Genomic DNA, 17,511 nt, shown 5'->3' on the forward strand with positions numbered 1-17,511 from the left:
CGAAACCCTTACGCGACCCTTGTAGCGTTTCGCACCCTTCGGACGATGAGTAATTCCCTTGCCGCACAGGCATTCCGCCAAAAGCAGGCGAACGACGGACACCGGTAACGAACCCGGCCGTCCCGCCGACCAACGGGCAGCGGAACGCGGCTGGAGGAATTCGTCATGAAGATCAGCGTCTTCGGGCTCGGTTACGTCGGTTGCGTGTCGGCGGCGTGCCTCGCCGGTCGCGGGCACGAGGTCGTCGGGGTCGACGTGAACCCGGTGAAGATCGAACTCGTCTCCAGCGGCAAGGCGCCGGTGGTCGAAGAGCGGATCGGCGAGCTGACCGCGGAGGTCGTCGCCGCGGGCAAGCTGAGAGCCACGACCGACGTAAGACAGGCGATCGCGGACAGCGAAGTCTCCCTGATCTGCGTCGGTACCCCGTCGGCGCCGAACGGTAGCCTGTCGACGGCGTTCCTGGAGCGCGTCGCCGAGGAAATCGGCGAAGCGCTCAAGGACAAGGCCGAACGCCACACCGTCGTCTTCCGCAGCACCATGCTCCCGGGCACCTGCCTTGATCTGCTCGTCCCCATCCTCGAAAAGTCGTCCGGCCGCACCGCGGGCGTCGACTTCGGGGTCGCGGTGAACCCCGAGTTCCTGCGCGAGGGCAGCAGCGTCAAGGACTTCTTCGACCCGCCCAAGACCGTCATCGGCGAGCTCGACGCGGCCAGCGGTGACGTCGTCGCGGCGCTTTACGAAGGCCTTCCCGGCGAGGTGTTCCGCGTCGCGATCCCGGTCGCCGAGATGACGAAGTACGCCGACAATTCCTTCCACGGCCTCAAGATCGGCTTCGCGAACGAGCTCGGCGCCATCTGCCGCGCGCTGGGGCTCGACTCGCACCAGGTGATCGACGTCTTCCTCGCCGACCGCAAGCTCAACATCAGCCCCGCCTACCTTCGCCCCGGGTTCGCCTTCGGCGGCTCGTGCCTCCCCAAGGATCTGCGCGGCCTGGTCTACGCCGCGCACCGCGCGGACGTCGCCGTCCCGATCCTGTCGCACGTGCTGCCCTCCAACGACGAACACCTCCAGCGCGCCTTCGACCTGGTCGCGCGTACCGGCAAGCGCAAGGTCGGCCTGTTCGGCCTGTCGTTCAAACCCGGCACCGACGACCTGCGGGAGAGCCCGCTCGTCGAGCTCGCCGAGCGCCTGCTCGGCAAGGGGTACGACCTCCGCATCTACGACGCCAACGTCAGCCTTTCGCGGCTGATGGGCGCGAACCGCGAGTACATCGAGGGCAGGCTGCCGCATCTCGGGCAGCTGCTCGCCGGTTCCATCGGCGAGGTCGTCGACCACGCCGACGTCTGCCTCGTCGGCTGCACCGATCCGGACGTCCTCGCTGCCCTCCCGGCGGGCGGCGGCCACACCATCATCGATCTCGTCCGCGTACCCGACGCCGACCGTCGCCGGGCTGAAGAGGGATATGTCGGTCTTGCCTGGTAAAGCTCTCATCCTCGTCGAGAACCTGTCCGTCCCCTTCGATCGCCGCGTCTGGCAGGAATGCCAGACACTTCGCGACGCCGGCTGGGAAGTCCACGTCATCTGTCCACAAGGGACGAAGAGGGACACCGAAGCCGAAGTCACCATCGACGGCGTCCACATCCTGCGGTACCCGCTGAAGGCCGCCACCGGTGGCCCGGCCGGGTACGTCCAGGAGTACGGCTCCGCGCTGTGGCACACGCTGCGGCTCGCCCGCAAGGTCGGCCGCGTGGACGTCGTGCACGCCTGCAACCCGCCGGACCTGCTGTTCCTGGTCGCGCTGTACCTCAAGCGCCAGGGCGCGAAGTTCATCTTCGACCAGCACGACCTCTGCCCCGAGCTGTACCTCTCGCGTTTCGACCGCGGTGAGGACTTCCTGTACCGCGCGGTCTGCGCGCTGGAGCGCCGCACGTACAAGACGGCCGACGTCGTCATCGCGACCAACGAGAGCTACAAGGACGTCGCCGTGAAGCGCGGCGGCAAATCACCGGACGACGTCTTCGTCGTGCGCAGCGCGCCCGTGGTCGAGCGGTTCCACCTGGTTCCGGCCGAGCCCGAATTGAAGAAGGGCAAGCCGCATCTGCTGGCGTACCTCGGCGTGATGGGTCCGCAGGACGGCGTCGACTACGCGTTGCGCGCGCTCGCTTCGCTGCGTGACGCCGTCGGCCGCACCGACTGGCACGCCGTGTTCATCGGCTCTGGCGACGCTTTCGACGCCATGGTGGCGTTGTCCAAGGAACTCAAGCTCGACGACCAGGTCGAGTTCACCGGCCGGATCTCCGACGAGGACCTTCTGCGCTATCTGTCCTCGGCCGACGTCTGCCTTTCGCCGGATCCGCTGAATCCGCTCAACGACGTGTCGACCATGAACAAGATCATGGAGTACATGGCGATGAGCCGTCCGATCGTCTCCTTCGAGCTGCGGGAGGCCAGGGTTTCGGCCGGGGAGGCCGCCCTTTACGCCCCGGCGAACGACGAGCCGGAGTTCGCGAAACTGATCGCGCATCTGCTCGATTCGCCGGACCAGCGAGCCGCCATGGGTGAGCTGGGACGGGCGCGCGTCGCCGGTCCGCTCTCGTGGGAGAACTCCCAGAAAGCCCTGCTCGCCGCCTATGCGGCCGCGGTCCGTTGATCGATTTCCCGGTCGCGTTTTGAACAAGAGTCGGGCAACCCTGTAACCAACGCGGTGGCCGGTCCGACGGGATTCATGCACACCCCCACGCACCGGACGGAGATCCCGGCTTTGACTGACGACACGGTGCGCCTGTCCATGATCGGGCAGGTCTTGCGCGGGAGGTGGCGGACCCTGGTGGTCCTGGCCCTCCTCGGCGCCCTGGTCGGCGCGGGATCGTCGTTGATCCTTTCTCCCGGTTACCGGACGACGTCCAACGTGCTGCTGCAGGGCCCGCGTGAGGCGGACGAACTGCTCACCCAGGCCGAGGTGGCGACCAGTTCGGTGGTGCTCGACCGGGCCGCCGCCGTCCTCGGCCGCGGCAGCGGGGCCGACCTGCGTGACCAGGTGAGCACCACGGTCGCGCAGGGCAACGTCATCACCATCGCCGCGACCGACGATTCCGCCGAGCACGCGCAGCAGGTCGCGGATCAGGTCGCCCAGGAATTCGTGAAGTACTCGACGCAGGTCCTCGCCAGCACCGGCGACGCCGCGGTCAAGGTGGCGCAGGAACGCCGCGAGACCCTGCGTCAGCAGGTCGCGCAGACGAACCAGCGGATCACCGAACTGACCGCGAAGGTCTCCGACGGGACGACCTCGGTGGAGACCGTCCAGCTTCGCACCGAGCTGGCCGCGCTGCGCTCGTCGATCGAGCAGGCGATGTCGACGCTCAACGCCACCGACACCACGAGCGGCGGCCTCGGCAGCATGGTCGTCATGGGCGCGGCCCAGCGGCCGACTTCGGCGGCGGCGCCGACCTTGCCGCAGCTCGCCCTCGGCGGCGCGGCGTTGTTCTTCGTGTTCGGCCTGCTCGGTCACCTGTTCGCCGCCCGCACCGACCGGCGGCTGCGCGACGAGCAGGAGATCGGCGCCGCGCTCGGCGGGCCGGTGCTGGCCACTGTCGACATTGCCGACGAGGCCGATCCCGAAGCGGAGCGGAGCCTCCGGGCGAAGCTCCTGGGCGACGACAAGCCGTGGAACATCCGGCGGATCGACGTCACCCCCGACGAGATCGACGGCGACGTCCACTACCGCCGCCTCGTGTCCCGGCTTCCGCAGCGGCGGCTGCTGGTGCTGGTGGCCGACGGCGATCACGCCGCGCGGACCGCGGCCACCAGGATCGCCGAACTCGCCGGCCGCCGGTACACCGTCGTCACGGTGGCTCCGGCAAGGCCGGTCGTGGAGGACCAATCCGCCGAAGGTGTGCTCGTCGTGCTCGGTCTCGGCACGCGGACCGCGTGGGAACTGGTCGGTGTCGCCGAGGCGTGCGCCGACGCGGGGCTGGCCGTGGCGGGAGCGGCCCTGATCCGCCCCGTGCGGCCCACCCGGCCGCCGAAGCCCGTGAAGCAGGCTGGGAAAGATCGAGAAGCACTGGCAGGTACCCCGTGACGACCGCCGAAAAAGAGAAATCCGAGCCGCTCATCGATCTCCAGCGGCTCGTGGTCTCGGTCCGGCGGCGGCGTCGCCTGTGGCTGGCCACCGCGCTGGCCGGGCTGATCGCCGGCGGGCTCGTGGCGATGTTCCTGCCGTCGCCGCCCACGGCCGTGGCGAAGATCCTGGTCGTCCACGCGGACGATTCGCCCAGTGACAGCGGCACGCTGATGGAGACCGACGTCGCCGTGCTGCAAACGACGAAGATCGCCGGTGACGCGCTCAAGAAGCTGAACAGCACTCAGCCGCCCGAAGAGTTCCTCAAGGACTACACCGGGCTCGGCGTGACGAACAACGTCCTTCAGGTGACGGTGAAGGGCAAGGACGCCGCCGACGCGGTCGCTCGCGCGCAGGCGCTCTCCGACGCCTTCATCGCCGAGTACGTCGCGCGCAACCAGGCCGGTGCGGCGGCCGAGCAGAAGGCCTTGCTCGATCAGCGCAATCAGGCGCAGACCGAGCTCGCCGGCATCCAGAACGACATCGTCGCCGAAGAGGCGAAGCGGAACCCGAACCCGGCTCAGCTGGAGCGGCTGTACTCCCGCCGCGCGGAGCTGACGTCCAAGATCTCCGACTACGACGGCCGGGCGCAGGAGGCGGGCATCGGCACGCCGAAGGTCGGCGCGGGGACGCAGATCGTGGACGCGCCGCGGATCCTGCCGAAGTCGCTGCTGAAGTCCGCAGGCACCGCCGCCGGGATCGGCCTGGTACTCGGCCTGCTGGCGGGCCTCGTGCTGGCCGCCATCGGCAGCGTGGTGAAGGACCGGCCGGTGCTGCGCCGTGAGATCTCCCGCCATCTGGGCGCGTCGGTGATCGCCCAGCTGCCGAAACCGCCGCGCTGGTTCCGGAAGGGCCGTGCGCTGGAGGAACGCAAACGGGTCGCGACGACGCTGATCCGCACGATCCGCGAGGACGACGGGACGGTGTCACTGCTCGACCTCGGGGCCCGCACCACGACGGCCGCGCTGGCCGCCGACATCGCGAAGGAGCTCGCGGAGCAGGGCCCGGTCGCGCTGGTCGACGAACTGCCGAGGGCCGGTCTGCGCGCGCTGGCCGCCGAAGACAAGATCCGCGTCCTGGATCGCGACGAGCCCAAGGTTCCCGGTGAACGCCGCATCGGTCTCGGTTCGATCGAGCCCGGGACCGCGTGGACGGATCTCGAACACCTCGGCGCGGAAGCGATCCTCGTCGTGCGCGCCGGGCAGGCGAACACCGAATGGCTGCACACCGTCGCGCGTCAGCTGGCCGAGCGGCGGATCCCGATCATCGGGGTCGTGCTGGTCGACCCGGATCCGCGCGACCACACCGACGGCACCCTGTGGGACGGCCTGCACACCGCGTTGCGCGGCCGGGCCGCCGTGCCCGCGCGCCGTCCGCAGCCGAAGCCGGTCGAGATGTTCCCTGACGACGAGCCCACCGTGCGGCGGCTCGCGGTGGCGCCACCCGAGCCCGCCCCGCGCCGCACGCCGACGCCGTACAAGCGGGCCGAAGTGAACGACGCCGACCAGCCGACAGCCCGATTCGCACCGGTCACGCAGGACAACGCCGAAGCCTTGTAAGGACGGGGAGCGGAGCAGAGGTGCAACTCGATGAAGGGACGACACGCGTGAACCCGCCACGGCCGAAGGCTCCGCTGACGCGGTGGCAGGGTGCCCCTTCCGCCCGACGTGACGTGAAACGCCGACCAGCGCCCTGCCGACGTCGGCCGCGGTCGCGGGTTCACCTCTAGAGAAGGGGAGCGAAAGCAGATGTGCGGTATCGCAGGGGCCTACCACTGGCCGGACGGAGGACCGCTCACCGATCGGCTGACCAAGACACTCGCCCACCGGGGGCCCGACGGTTCGGGCCGGTACGACCACGGTGAAGTCCACTTAGGACACCGGAGGCTGTCGATCGTCGACCTGACCGAGACCGGTGCGCAGCCGATGGTCAAGGACGGGCTCGCGCTCACCTACAACGGCGAGCTGTACAACGCGCCGGAGCTGCGGAAGGAACTCGAAGCCACCGGTGTGCGCTTCCGGGGGACGTCCGACACCGAAGTCCTGCTGGAAGCCTGGCGCGCCTGGGGAACCGAGGGCTTGCATCGGCTGCGCGGCATGTTCGCCTTCGGAGTTTTCGACGAGCGTTCCGGCGAGCTGGTGCTGGTCCGCGACCAGCTGGGGATCAAGCCGCTCTTCCTGGTGCGCCGCGGCAAGGGCGTCGTCTTCGCGTCCGAGCTGAAGGCACTGGCCTCTGAGCTGGGCGGCTCGCTGACCGTCGACGACACCGCGCTCGTCGCGTCCCTGCTCTACTACTGGGTCCCGGACGGCCGTTGCGCGTTCAAGGAGGCCGAGAAGCTGCCGCCGGGCAGCTGGGCGCGGTTCCGGCCCAACGGCGACGTCGAACGCGGCACCTTCTGGTCGCTGCGCCAGGTCGCCGAGGAAGGCGCGGCATACGAAGGCGAGTTCGACCTCGACGCCGTCATCGAGGACTCCACGCGTAAGCACCTGATCGCCGACGTGCCGGTCGCGACCTTCCTCTCCGGCGGGCTCGACTCCAGCTACCTGACCGCGCTCGCCGCGCGCGAGCGGCCGGGGATCTCCGCGTACACCATCGGTTTCCGGGCCGAGGACGCGAAGTTCGAGGCGATGCCGGACGACCTGATGTACGCGAAGAAGGTCGCCGCGAAGTTCGGCATCGACCTGCATGAGATCGAGATCGCGCCGCAGGTGCTGGATCTGCTGCCGCGGATGACGTATCACCTCGACGAGCCGATCGGTGACCCGGCGGCGATCAACAGCTACCTGATCTGCACCGCCGCCCGCGAGGCCGGGGTCAAGGTGATGCTCTCGGGCATGGGCGCCGACGAGCTGTTCGCCGGGTACCGCAAGCATCTGGCGAACAAGCTCGCCGTTCAGTACCAACGGGCTCCCAATCTGGTCCGTCGTCCGGTTGAGTCCCTTGTGGACAGACTGCCGGTGGCGACGTCGAAACGCGGGTTCCGGTCGGTCCGGTTCGCCAAGCGGTTCCTCTCCTTCGCGGAGCTGCCCGAGGAGACCGCGTTCCGGCGCAGCTACACGATGTACGACCAGGCCGAGCTCGCCGGACTGCTGAACCCGGACCTCGCCGGCGCGGTGGACGACGTGATCACCGAACACGCGGACACCTACCACGACAACACGTTGTCGGATTTCGTGAACCGCATGTGTCTCGCCGATTCCCGGCTCTTCCTGCCGGGGCTCAACCTCGCCTACACCGACCGGTCCAGTATGGCGGCGTCGGTCGAGGTGCGGACGCCGTTCGTCGACGTCGAGGTCGTGAAGGCCGCGTTCCGGATTCCCGGTGACCGGAAGATCGTGAAGCGCCAAGGGAAGATGGCGCTGAAGGAAGCGGCGCTGTCGATTCTGCCTGCCGAGATCGTGCACCGGCCGAAGGGCCTGTTCAGCGCGCCGCTGCGGGCCTGGATGAGCCGCGACCTCGCGCCGCTGGTGCGCGAGGTGACGAACGAAGGTGAATTGGTGAAGGCCGGGTTCCTCCGTCGGGAGGCCCTGCGGAAGCTCGTCGACGAAGACGCGTCCGGGCAGCAGGACCGGTCCAAGCATCTCTGGCACATCTTGACCCTCGAGTACTGGTATCGCGGCGCCGTTGCGGGTCGGCAGGGTGGGCCATGAGTGGCGATTCATGGCGAAGGCGTGTCGCGAAAACCACTTTCGGGACACCAGACGTCCCGAAAGTGGCTTTCGCGACACCGTCGCCGGCACCCGGCAACTTCGCCTGGCCCTTTGATACCCCGAAACGACCGACCCGAACCACCTGATCGCTGAGGAGCGACGTGAAGCAGGTAGTGCAGAACTACAAGAGCGGGGAGCTGGCGCTCCTCGACGTCGAAGTGCCCGCGTGCAAACCGGGGGGTGTACTGGTCCGCACCGCCTATTCGCTGATCTCCACCGGCACCGAGATGATGAAGGTGTCCGAGGCGAGCCTTTCCCTGGTGGGCAAGGCGAAGGCCCGGCCGGATCAGGTCGCGAAGGTGATGCAGAGCGTCGCGACGAACGGCCTCGGCGCCACGTACCGCAAGGCGATGAACAAACTCGACTCGTACACGCCGCTGGGGTACTCGCTGTGCGGCGTCGTCGAGGAGGTCGGCGCGGGCATCGACGACGTCGCCGTCGGGGATTACGTGGCGTGCGCGGGGAACGAGCACGCGCTGCACGCGGAACTGAACTGGGTGCCCAAGAACCTCTACACCAAGGTGCCCGACGGGGTCGATCCCCGGCACGCCGCGTTCGGCACGGTCGGTTCGATCGCGATGCAGGGTGTCCGCCAGGGCGAACCGCAGATCGGCGACATCGCGCTGGTCATCGGGCTGGGCCTGATCGGTCAGCTGGTCGTGCAGCTGCTGGTCGCCTCCGGGGTCCGCGTCGTCGGCGTCGACCCGGACCCGGCGCGGTGCGCGCTCGCCGAACGGCTCGGTGCCCTGAAATGCGGTGACCCCGGCTCCGGCGTCGTCGACACCGCGGTCGCGGAGATCAGCTCCGGGCACGGCGTCGACCAGGTGTACCTCGCCGCGGGCGGCAGCACGAACGAGCCGGTGGAGCTGGCCGCGAAGCTGGCCCGCGATCGCGGCCGCGTGATCGACATCGGCAAATGCTCGCTGAACCTGCCGTGGAACGCCTACTACGAAAAGGAACTCGACGTCCGGTTCTCCCGTTCGTACGGCCCCGGCCGCTACGACCCGGAGTACGAACTCGAAGGCCGCGACTACCCGATCGGCCAGGTCCGCTGGACCGAACGCCGCAACCTCGAATGCGTCGTCGACCTGATGGGCAGCGGCCGTCTCGACGTCGAGCCGCTGATCTCGCACGTGTCGGCCTTCTCCGACGCCGTCGAGACGTACCGGAAGCTCGACGAGGGCGAGCTCAAGGCCGTCGCGGTGCTGTTCGAGTACGAAAAGCGTGCCGCCACCACCACGGAGCCCGTCACTTCGGTCGACCTCCCGAAGCCGGTGACTTCCCGCGCGGTGCCGAAGATCGACACCTTGCGGGTCGCCTTCATCGGGGCCGGCAACTACGCGTCCTCGATGCTTCTCCCGCATCTCGTGCAGGAGGAGTACCTCGACCTCTTCGAAGTCGTCACCACGTCCGCGCTCTCGGGCGCGAACGCCAAACGCAAGTTCGGCTTCGCCCGCGCTTCCACCGACGTCGACGCGATGCTCGAAGACGAGTCGATCCACGCCGTGTTCATCGTGACCAGGCACAGCTCGCACGCCGAGCTGACCAGGAGGGCGCTGCTCGCGGGCAAGGCCGTCTTCGTGGAGAAGCCGCTGGCGCTGTCGGAGAAGGAACTGGAGATCGTGCTCGGCGCGATCGAGGAATCCGGCAACGACCGGCTGCAGGTCGGCTTCAACCGCCGGTTCGCCCCGCTGCTGAACGAGGCGATGCGCCAGTTCGGCCCGCGGATCGGCCCGGCTTCCGTGCGCTACCTGGTCAACGCCGGTCAGCTCGACGCGAACAGCTGGTACAACCAGGCCGACAGCGAAGGCTCGCGGTTCGCGGGCGAGGGCGGGCACTTCATCGACACGGTCAGCTGGCTGCTCGGCTCCGACCCGGTCTCCGTCTACGCCACCGCGACCCCCGGCCACCAGGACCTCCAGATCCTGCTGCGCTACCCGGACGGCTCGACGGCGTCGATCGCGTACACCACCAGCGGTTCGTCGGCGTTTCCCAAGGAGACGATCGACCTCACCGCCGACGGCAAGGTGCTGAAGTTCGACGACTTCGCGCGCGCGTCGGTGTTCGGCCGCAAGAAGTGGGCCAGCTCGCGTATCCCGAAGGGCCGGGACAAGGGGCAGGCCGCCGAGCTCGAAGCGTTCATCGGCGCGCTGAACACCGGGGTCGCGATGCCGGTCTCCGTCGAGTCGCTCGTTTCGACCACGCTGGCCACGCTCGCGGTGAACCGCAGCCTGGAGACCGGGATGCCGGTCCGGATCGGACTCGGCTGATGGATCCCTCCTGGTACCTGCGAAGACTGTCGCGGATGGGGCCCGCCGAGATCGCGGGCCGGGTGACCGACGTCGTGCGCAAACGCCAGTGGCGCGGGGTCGCGGGGGAGAAGCCCGCCTGGCTGCCGGAGCGACGGTTCGTGACGGCGCCCGGTGAAGACGTCCTCGCCGCCGTTTCGGGTGAAGCCGTCAAGGATCTGCTCGTCACCGCCGACCGGCTGATGGACGGACGCGCGGAGTACTTCGGTGTCGAGCGGGACGACCTAGTCGCCCCGGACTGGTCGCACGACCCGAAGACCGGCCGCCGTGCGCCGTCCGACGTGTACTCCTTCGACATCCCGTACCGGAGCGAGGACGCCGTCGGCGACATCAAGCAGATCTGGGAGCCGTCGCGGCACCAGCACCTCACCGTGCTGGCCGCCGCGTACGCCCTGACCGGCGAGGACCGGTATGCCGAGCGCGTCGCCGCGCACCTGAAGTCGTGGTGGGCGGCCAACCCGCCGATGCGCGGGGTGCATTGGGTGAGCGGGATCGAACTCGGCATCCGGCTGCTGTCGTGGGTCTGGGTGCGGCGTCTGCTGGACGGCTGGGAGCGGACTCCGGCGCTGTTCGAGGACAATCCCGTGGCGCTCGGCCAGATCTGGCACCACCAGCGCTGGCTGGCGGCGTTCCCGAGCCGGGGCTCGTCGGCGAACAACCACGTGATCGCCGAGGACGCGGGACAGCTCGCCGCGGCCTGTGCGTTCGCCTGGTTCCCGGAATCCGACGGGTGGCGGGACAGTGCGCTCGCGTCGCTCGACAAGATGCTGCGGAACAACACCTTCGACTCCGGGCTCAACCGGGAACTCGCCACCGAATACCACGGCCTCGTCCTGGAGCTGGGACTCGCCGGGGCGCTGGAGGCGAAGGCCGCCGGGGTCTCGGTGCCCGAGTCGACCTGGCTCGTGCTGCTCCGGATGACCGACGCTCTGGCGTCCATTGTGGACAACAAGCTCCGCCCGCCGCGACAGGGTGACGCGGACGACGGCTTCGGGCTCATCGTCGATGGTGACGAGACGAGCCGCTGGGCGTCGCTGCTCGACACCGGGGCTGTCCTTTTCGGACGGTTGGACTGGTGGCCGGAGACGCCGGGCGGTGACGTCCGCACCCAGCTCTTCTCTGCGCTGGGCAAGGACATCCGGGTCGACACGCGGCGCCCGGCCCGGCGGCGGGACGACTTCGCCGACGCCGGGATGACCATCCTGCGGGACGGCGACGTCTGGTGCCGTTGCGACGGCGGGCCGCACGGCTTTCTGTCCATCGCCGCCCACGCGCACGCGGACGCGCTCTCGGTGGAGGTCCGGCACGACGGCGTCGACATCCTCGCCGACCCTGGGACCTACTGCTACCACGGCGAACCGAAGTGGCGGTCGTACTTCCGGTCCACGGCCGGGCACAACACGCTCGAACTCGCCCGCACCGACCAATCCGTCTCCGGTGGCCCGTTCCTGTGGACGAAACACGCCAAGACCACCGTGCTCGCGGCGGGCACACCGTCACGCTGGAGCGCGGAGCACGACGGTTACGCGCCTTCGATCCACCGGCGTTCGGTGGAGCTGGACGGCGCTGACCTGCGGATTCTCGACGAGGTCCGCGGCGAGACCCGGCCGTGCCGTCTCGCGTTCCACTTCGGCCCGGCCGTCGACGTCGTCCTCACCGGTGCGACGGCGAAGTTGTCGTGGACGGCCGACGGCCGGGAACGGAGCGCTTCGATGGAACTCCCGTCGCAGCTCAGGTGGTCCGCGCACCGCGGCGAGACCACCCCGCCGCTCGGCTGGTACTCGGCCGGGTTCGGCCGTCGGGAGCCCGCGTGGACGCTGATCGGCGCCGGGACGGCCTCGACCGAGATGACCACCGTGCTCACCTTCGACCCCGAAGGACCTCCGTTGTGACGGCTCGACCGCACCGCTTCCTGCCGATCCTGCTGGCCGCGGCGGCACTGGCCGCGTGTACCTCCGGCCCCGCCGACGAGGCGGGCGCACCGCCGGACCCCGGGCGAGCGCCGTCCGGCGGCGTGGCCCAGGTGTGCGGCAAACTGCCGCCGGGTCCGGCGGCGGCACCGGCGGGAGCGGTGACGGTCGATCCGGCCGTCGCGGGCGATCTCGCGGCGAAGACCAGGGCGAACGGCCCGGGGACGACGTTCTGGCTGGCGCCCGGCACCCACGGGCTCGGCGACGACCGCTTCGACCAGGTCCAGCCGAAGGCCGGGAACGTCTACGTCGGCGCGCCGGGCGCCGTCCTCGACGGCCGGAAGATCAACCAGTACGCCTTCTCCGGCAGCGCCGCCGACGTCAAGATCCAGTACCTCACGGTGCGCGGATTCCAGGCCCCGCGCGACGAGGGCGTGGTCAACCACGACTCCGCCCCCGGCTGGATCATCGAGCACAACACGGTGCAGGACAACGAAGGCGCGGGCCTGATGGCGGGCGCGCGGCAGCAGGTGCGGGGGAACTGCCTGCGGCACAACGGGCAGTACGGGATCAACGCCTACGAGGGGAAGAACGGGATCACCGGGCTCGTCGTCGAAGGCAACGAGATCACCGGGAACAACACCGGTGACTGGGAGAAGAAGGTCGAAGGCTGCGGCTGCACCGGCGGCGTGAAGTTCTGGTCCGTCGACGGCGCCGACGTCCGCGGCAACTGGGTGCACGCCAACCGTGGCGTCGGGTTGTGGGCCGACACCAACAACAACGACTTCCTGATCGAGGGCAACGTCGTCGAGGGCAACGACAGCACCGGGATCATGTACGAGACCAGCTACAACGCCGTCATCCGCGGCAACACGCTGCGTCGCAACAACGGCGTGGACGGCAAGACCTACATCGACCGCGGCGACAGCTTCCCGGTGGCGGCGATCTACATCTCCGAATCCGGCGGCGAGCCGAGGGTGAAGGCGCGCACGGACAAGGTCGAGATCGCCGGGAACGTCCTCGAGAACAACTGGAACGGCATCACCCTCTGGGAGAACTCGGACCGGTTCTGCAACAGCCCCGCCAACACCTCGTCCGGCGCGTGCACGCGGCTGGTGCCGGACCACGAGACCTGTGCCAAGCCGGCGATCGCGTCCGGCGCGCTGTTCGACGACTGCCGCTGGAAGACCCAGCGCGTCGAGATCCACCACAACCGGTTCGTCCTCGACCCGGCCGTGGCGGGCTGCGAGAACACCTGCGCGCGGATGGCCGTGCTCGCGAACTTCGGCACGTATCCGGACTGGTCGCCGTACCAGGGCGAGGTCGTACAGCACGCGATCACCTTCGCCCAGGGCAACAGGTGGCACGACAACACCTATGTCGGCCCGTGGAACTTCGTCGCCTTCGAACCGAGCCGGAACCTGAGCATCGGAGAATGGCAGGGCGGCCCGTACCACCAGGACGCCGGATCGGCCTACAGCCGGCAAGGGGGAGGCTGACATGCGGCACTTCCCGCATCTGCCCCGGGGAGAACGCCCCTCGCAGTCGCCCGACATGCCGAAGGCGGTCGCGTTCGTATGGGCGCTGCTGATCCTGAACACGCTGGGCTCCACCGGCGCGACGACGGTCGTCCCGATCCCGCGTTCGGTGATCCAGCTCGTCACCATGGGTTCGCTCGTGCTGGCGTTCTGCATCGCGCTGGCGCTGAACGCGCGGCTCCGGATCCGGCCGAGCGCGTACCTGTTGCTGCTCAGCATCCTGGTGGTGCTCAGCCTGCTGGCGAGCCTGAACCTCGAAGTCGGGTACGGCGCGCTGTTCCGCTGCTTCCGGTTCGGCGTGTTCGTCAGCACGCTGTGGCTGCTGACCCGGTGGTGGGACGGCGGGATCCGGCTCGTGCGGCACCACATCCGGACGTACTCGGTGGTGCTGCTGACGGTCGTCGTCGGGCTGGCCGCGTCGCCGGGGATCGCGCTGGCCGAGGAGTACGGCGGACGGCTGACCGGCACCATCTGGCCGCTGACGCCGCCGCAGGTCGGGCAGTACTCGGCGGTGGTCATCGGGCTCACGCTGCTGCTGTGGCTCGGTGGTGAACTCGACCGGCTGAACGCGCTGATCGTCATCGTCCCCTCGATCGGCATCCTGCTGCTGACCCACACCCGCACCGCGACGCTCGGCCTGGTCGCAGGCGTGCTGATCGCGCTGCTCTCGCTCTGGATGTCCAGCGCGCGGGCCAGGAAGGTGTTCGCCGGGGTCGCGCTGATCGGCGCGGTGTCCGCCGTCGTCCTCGGTTCGCTGCTGCAGGCCTGGTTCCTGCGCGGCCAGAGCTCGGAGAACTTCTCCAGCCTCACCGGCCGCGCGAAGGTGTGGGACGCGCTGCTGTCCGACCCGCGCACCCTCGGCGAGTACGTGTTCGGCGTGGGGCTGACGAACAAGTCCTACATCGGCCTGCCCATCGACAACAGCTGGCTCGCGGTCTACCACGAACAGGGCTACGTCGGGATCGCGATCGTCGCGGCCTTCATGCTGGTGCTGATCGTGGTCGCCGCGCTGCGGCCGCCGTCGCTGGCCAGGGCGTGCGCGATCTTCCTGATCACCTACTGTGTTTCGGCGTCCTACACCGAGGCCGGCCTCGGTGACGCTTCGCCGTACCTGCTGCATCTGGCGCTGGCGGCTTCGCTGCTGGTGCGGGTGCCTGTCACCGAGCAGAATTTCGTCCCGGCCAAGGAGCCTGCGTGAAGGTCCTCGTGGTCCACAACCGCTACCGGTCCGAGCAGCCGAGCGGGGAGAACAACGTCGTCGACCAGGAGGTCGCGCTGCTCGCGGCCGCCGGGCACGACGTCGGCCTGTTCGAACGGCGCAGTGACGACATCTCCGCGATGTCGTTGCCGCGCAAGGCCGTCGTCCCGCTCCAGGTGCCGTGGAACCGGGCGGCGCGCGCCGACCTCGCCCGGAGGCTGGCCGAAGACCGGCCGGACGTCGTCCACGTGCACAACACGTTCCCGTTGCTGTCGCCGTCGGTGCTGGCGGCGTGCGCGGACGCGCGTGTGCCCGTCGTCGCGACCGTGCACAACTACACCCTGATCTGCCCGCCCGGCACCCTCTACCGCGACGGGCACGTGTGCACGGACTGCGTCGGCCGGACACCGGCGCCCGCGGTGCGACACGGTTGTTATCGGGGGTCGGCGCTCGCGACCGTGCCGATGGCGGCGAGCCTGGTGCTCAACCGGCGTCGCTGGTGGTCCGGGGTGTCCCGGTTCTTCTGCATCTCGAAGGCGCAGCGTGAGGTGCTGGCCGCCGCCGGGATGCCCGCCGAACGGCTGGCGGTGAAGTACAACTTCGTCGCCGATCCCGGCATCCGGCGCTCCGGTACCGGCGAGCACGTGCTGTTCCTCGGCCGGATCACCGCGGAGAAGGGGATCGGCCTCCTCATGGCGGCCTGGGACCGGATCGCCGCGACCGGCGGGCTCGGCCTGCCGCTGGTGATCGCGGGCACCGGCCCGATGCAGGACGAGGTCGCGCGCTGGGCGGAAGGCCGCGACGACGTCCGCTACGAAGGGCTGCGGAGCAAGGCGGAATGCGCCGAGCTGGTCACTCGCGCGGCCGTGGCCGTGGCGCCGTCGGAATGGCTGGAGACGTTCGGGCTGGTGGTCGTCGAGGCGATGGCCGCCGGGGTCCCGACCGTCGCGGCCGCGCACGGCGCGTTCCGCGAACTGGTCGAGGACGGCGTGACCGGGCTGCTGCACGAACCCGGAGACGCCGAGTCGCTGGCGCGGCGGCTGCGGGAGGTCGTCGGCGATCCCGGCCGGAACCTCGAATTCGGCAAGGCGGCGCGGCTGGTCTACGAACAGGAGTTCACTCCCGAAGTGGGGTTGGAGCGGCTGATCGGCGGCTACGAGGACGCGATCGGGCGGGTGGCCGCGGAGTGAAACCGGCCCTGCCGACGGCGCTCCGCCCGGCCGCGTTCGTCCTGGCCGTGATCGGCGGGTTCGGCGCGCTGGTGCTGGGCCTGGTCTACGCCGGCACCTCCGGGCCGACCGGCCTGGACGCGACGCTGGTGGACGCACTCGCCTGGTCCGGCGACCCCTGGTGGACGATCGCGACGGTGATCGATTTCGTCGGCGAACCGGTCGGCGCGATCGTCACCATGGCCGTGTTCCTCGGCTGGTGCTGGTTCTCGCGGCGGCCGCGCACCGCCGTCACCGGGGTGGTGGCCGCGTTGGTCACCGTCGGCCTGACGAGCGGGCTGAAACCGCTCACCGGCCGGTACATCCACGGTGAATTCCTCGCGTATCCCAGCGGGCACACCGGTTTCGCCGCCGCGTTGACCTTCACCGCCGCGCTGGGCGTGCTCGGCGGGCTTCGGCGCTTCCCAGCGTCGGTGCTCCTGGTGGTCGTGGTCGTCGTCGCCGGACTCGCGATGGGCTGGGCCCAGGTAACGATGGGCGCGCACTACCCGACTGACACGCTGGGCGGCCTCGGTGTGGCGCTCGCGGTGGTTCCGGCGGCCGCGCTGCTCACCGACAAAGGGGCGACCCGGTCCTCGAACACCGCATAGCGAAAGGAACGGTTCCCATGCCCCTCATCGATACCGCCAAGAAGATCGCCGCACGGGCGGAGGACCTCGGCCAGCGCGCACTGGCGACGGTCGGCGCCAAACAGTCCGAATCCGCCATCTCGGCCGACGCGCAGGGTTATTGGAACTCGCCGGACGAGAAGAGATGGAAGGACAATTCGCACTGGCGCGAGTCCGACACGTTCGACGGCAACGACCTCTGGTCGGAAATCGGCAAGCGGCACCTCGACATGTTCGAGGGCGGCGCCCGGTTGGCGGGCTTCGACCGGCCGTGGAACCGCGTCGTCGAATGGGGCTGCGGCGGCGGCGCGAACGCCATCCACTTCGCCCCGCGCGCTCAGGAATTCATCGGCGTCGACATCTCCGCCGAGACACTCGCCGAATGCGAAAAGCAGGTCGCGAACGTCTGCGACACCTCCTTCCAGGCCGTCGACATCGACGTCGCGAATCCCGAAGCCGCGCTCTCGATGGTGAAGGAACCCTGCGACGTCTACGTGAGTTTCTACGTTTTCGAGCTGATCCCGACGCCGGAATACGGCGAACGCCTGCTCCGCATCGCGCGGGAACTGCTCGTCCCCGGCGGGCTCGCGCTGATCCAGGTCAAGTACGACCCCGGCACCTGGCGGACCCGGCCGCGCCGTCGTTCGTACCGCTCGGGGCTGGCGGCGATGACGACCTACCGCGTCGACGCCTTCTGGCAACTGGCGGAGCGGTGCGGCTTCACTCCCCAGGCGATCCAGCTGGTGCCGAAGAACGAACTGGACGAGCGGTACGCCTACTTCTTCCTCACAAAACCCTGACCCCCGCAGTCAGCCGACTAACTGCGCCGGGCTTCGTGCCGGCCCCGGCGTCGCGAAAGCCACTTTCGCGACGTCTGGTGTCCCGAAAGTGG

General features: G+C 69.3%; 12 protein-coding genes. All 12 read left to right on the forward strand.

What is annotated here, in order from left to right; translation table 11 throughout:
• The first annotated feature begins 165 nt into the window (after positions 1-165).
• The 12 genes from H4W30_RS41935 to H4W30_RS41990 all read left to right on the forward strand — a co-directional run bounded on the left by H4W30_RS41935 (position 166) and on the right by H4W30_RS41990 (position 17,419).
• The gene (locus H4W30_RS41935) at positions 166-1,482 is read left to right on the forward strand and encodes a nucleotide sugar dehydrogenase (protein ID WP_192747762.1); all 1,317 of its coding nucleotides are present in this window, start codon (positions 166-168) and stop codon (positions 1,480-1,482) included.
• Complete coding sequence (locus H4W30_RS41940) at positions 1,463-2,650, forward strand: glycosyltransferase family 4 protein (protein ID WP_192747763.1); 1,188 nt, start codon at positions 1,463-1,465, stop codon at positions 2,648-2,650. The genes H4W30_RS41935 and H4W30_RS41940 overlap by 20 nt, the downstream gene beginning before the upstream one ends.
• Positions 2,651-2,788: 138 nt before the next feature.
• Entirely contained in the window at positions 2,789-4,078 is a 1,290-nt protein-coding gene (locus H4W30_RS41945; protein WP_192748019.1) for a GumC domain-containing protein, read from the forward strand.
• Positions 4,075-5,676, forward strand: a complete 1,602-nt coding sequence (locus tag H4W30_RS41950) for a Wzz/FepE/Etk N-terminal domain-containing protein (protein WP_192747764.1) — start codon at positions 4,075-4,077, stop codon at positions 5,674-5,676. Before H4W30_RS41945 ends, H4W30_RS41950 begins: the two co-directional genes overlap by 4 nt.
• A 189-nt stretch (positions 5,677-5,865) precedes the next feature.
• On the forward strand, positions 5,866-7,767 hold the full coding sequence (asnB, locus tag H4W30_RS41955) for an asparagine synthase (glutamine-hydrolyzing) (protein ID WP_192747765.1): 1,902 nt from the start codon (positions 5,866-5,868) through the stop codon (positions 7,765-7,767).
• Between the two features lie 161 nt (positions 7,768-7,928).
• Positions 7,929-10,097, forward strand: a complete 2,169-nt coding sequence (locus H4W30_RS41960) for a bi-domain-containing oxidoreductase (RefSeq protein WP_192747766.1) — start codon at positions 7,929-7,931, stop codon at positions 10,095-10,097.
• The gene (locus H4W30_RS41965; RefSeq protein WP_192747767.1) at positions 10,097-12,028 is read left to right on the forward strand and encodes a heparinase II/III family protein; all 1,932 of its coding nucleotides are present in this window, start codon (positions 10,097-10,099) and stop codon (positions 12,026-12,028) included. The genes H4W30_RS41960 and H4W30_RS41965 overlap by 1 nt, the downstream gene beginning before the upstream one ends.
• Positions 12,025-13,545, forward strand: coding sequence for a right-handed parallel beta-helix repeat-containing protein (locus H4W30_RS41970; protein WP_192747768.1), 1,521 nt, complete (start codon positions 12,025-12,027; stop codon positions 13,543-13,545). The genes H4W30_RS41965 and H4W30_RS41970 overlap by 4 nt, the downstream gene beginning before the upstream one ends.
• A 55-nt stretch (positions 13,546-13,600) precedes the next feature.
• The gene (locus H4W30_RS41975; RefSeq protein WP_192748020.1) at positions 13,601-14,782 is read left to right on the forward strand and encodes an O-antigen ligase family protein; all 1,182 of its coding nucleotides are present in this window, start codon (positions 13,601-13,603) and stop codon (positions 14,780-14,782) included.
• A complete protein-coding gene (locus H4W30_RS41980; RefSeq protein WP_192747769.1) occupies positions 14,779-15,972 on the forward strand; it encodes a glycosyltransferase family 4 protein in 1,194 nt (397 codons plus the stop codon). The genes H4W30_RS41975 and H4W30_RS41980 overlap by 4 nt, the downstream gene beginning before the upstream one ends.
• Positions 15,969-16,601: a phosphatase PAP2 family protein gene (locus H4W30_RS41985; RefSeq protein ID WP_192747770.1), complete on the forward strand. Its 633-nt coding sequence runs from the start codon at positions 15,969-15,971 to the stop codon at positions 16,599-16,601. Before H4W30_RS41980 ends, H4W30_RS41985 begins: the two co-directional genes overlap by 4 nt.
• Positions 16,602-16,618: 17 nt before the next feature.
• The gene (locus H4W30_RS41990; RefSeq protein WP_192747771.1) at positions 16,619-17,419 is read left to right on the forward strand and encodes a class I SAM-dependent methyltransferase; all 801 of its coding nucleotides are present in this window, start codon (positions 16,619-16,621) and stop codon (positions 17,417-17,419) included.
• Positions 17,420-17,511: the final 92 nt, after the last annotated feature.

This window comes from Amycolatopsis roodepoortensis (assembly GCF_014873915.1).
GTDB classification, from domain to species: domain Bacteria; phylum Actinomycetota; class Actinomycetes; order Mycobacteriales; family Pseudonocardiaceae; genus Amycolatopsis; species Amycolatopsis roodepoortensis.

Excerpts from the sequence above, each read along its gene's own strand:
- asnB (WP_192747765.1), top strand. The coding sequence starts at position 5,866 with ATGTGCGGTATCGCAGGGGCCTACCACTGGCCGGACGGAGGACCGCTC.
- H4W30_RS41935 (WP_192747762.1), top strand. The coding sequence starts at position 166 with ATGAAGATCAGCGTCTTCGGGCTCGGTTACGTCGGTTGCGTGTCGGCG.
- H4W30_RS41975 (WP_192748020.1), top strand. The coding sequence starts at position 13,601 with ATGCCGAAGGCGGTCGCGTTCGTATGGGCGCTGCTGATCCTGAACACG.
- H4W30_RS41945 (WP_192748019.1), top strand. The coding sequence starts at position 2,789 with ATGATCGGGCAGGTCTTGCGCGGGAGGTGGCGGACCCTGGTGGTCCTG.
- H4W30_RS41940 (WP_192747763.1), top strand. The coding sequence starts at position 1,463 with ATGTCGGTCTTGCCTGGTAAAGCTCTCATCCTCGTCGAGAACCTGTCC.
- H4W30_RS41965 (WP_192747767.1), top strand. The coding sequence starts at position 10,097 with ATGGATCCCTCCTGGTACCTGCGAAGACTGTCGCGGATGGGGCCCGCC.
- H4W30_RS41990 (WP_192747771.1), top strand. The coding sequence starts at position 16,619 with ATGCCCCTCATCGATACCGCCAAGAAGATCGCCGCACGGGCGGAGGAC.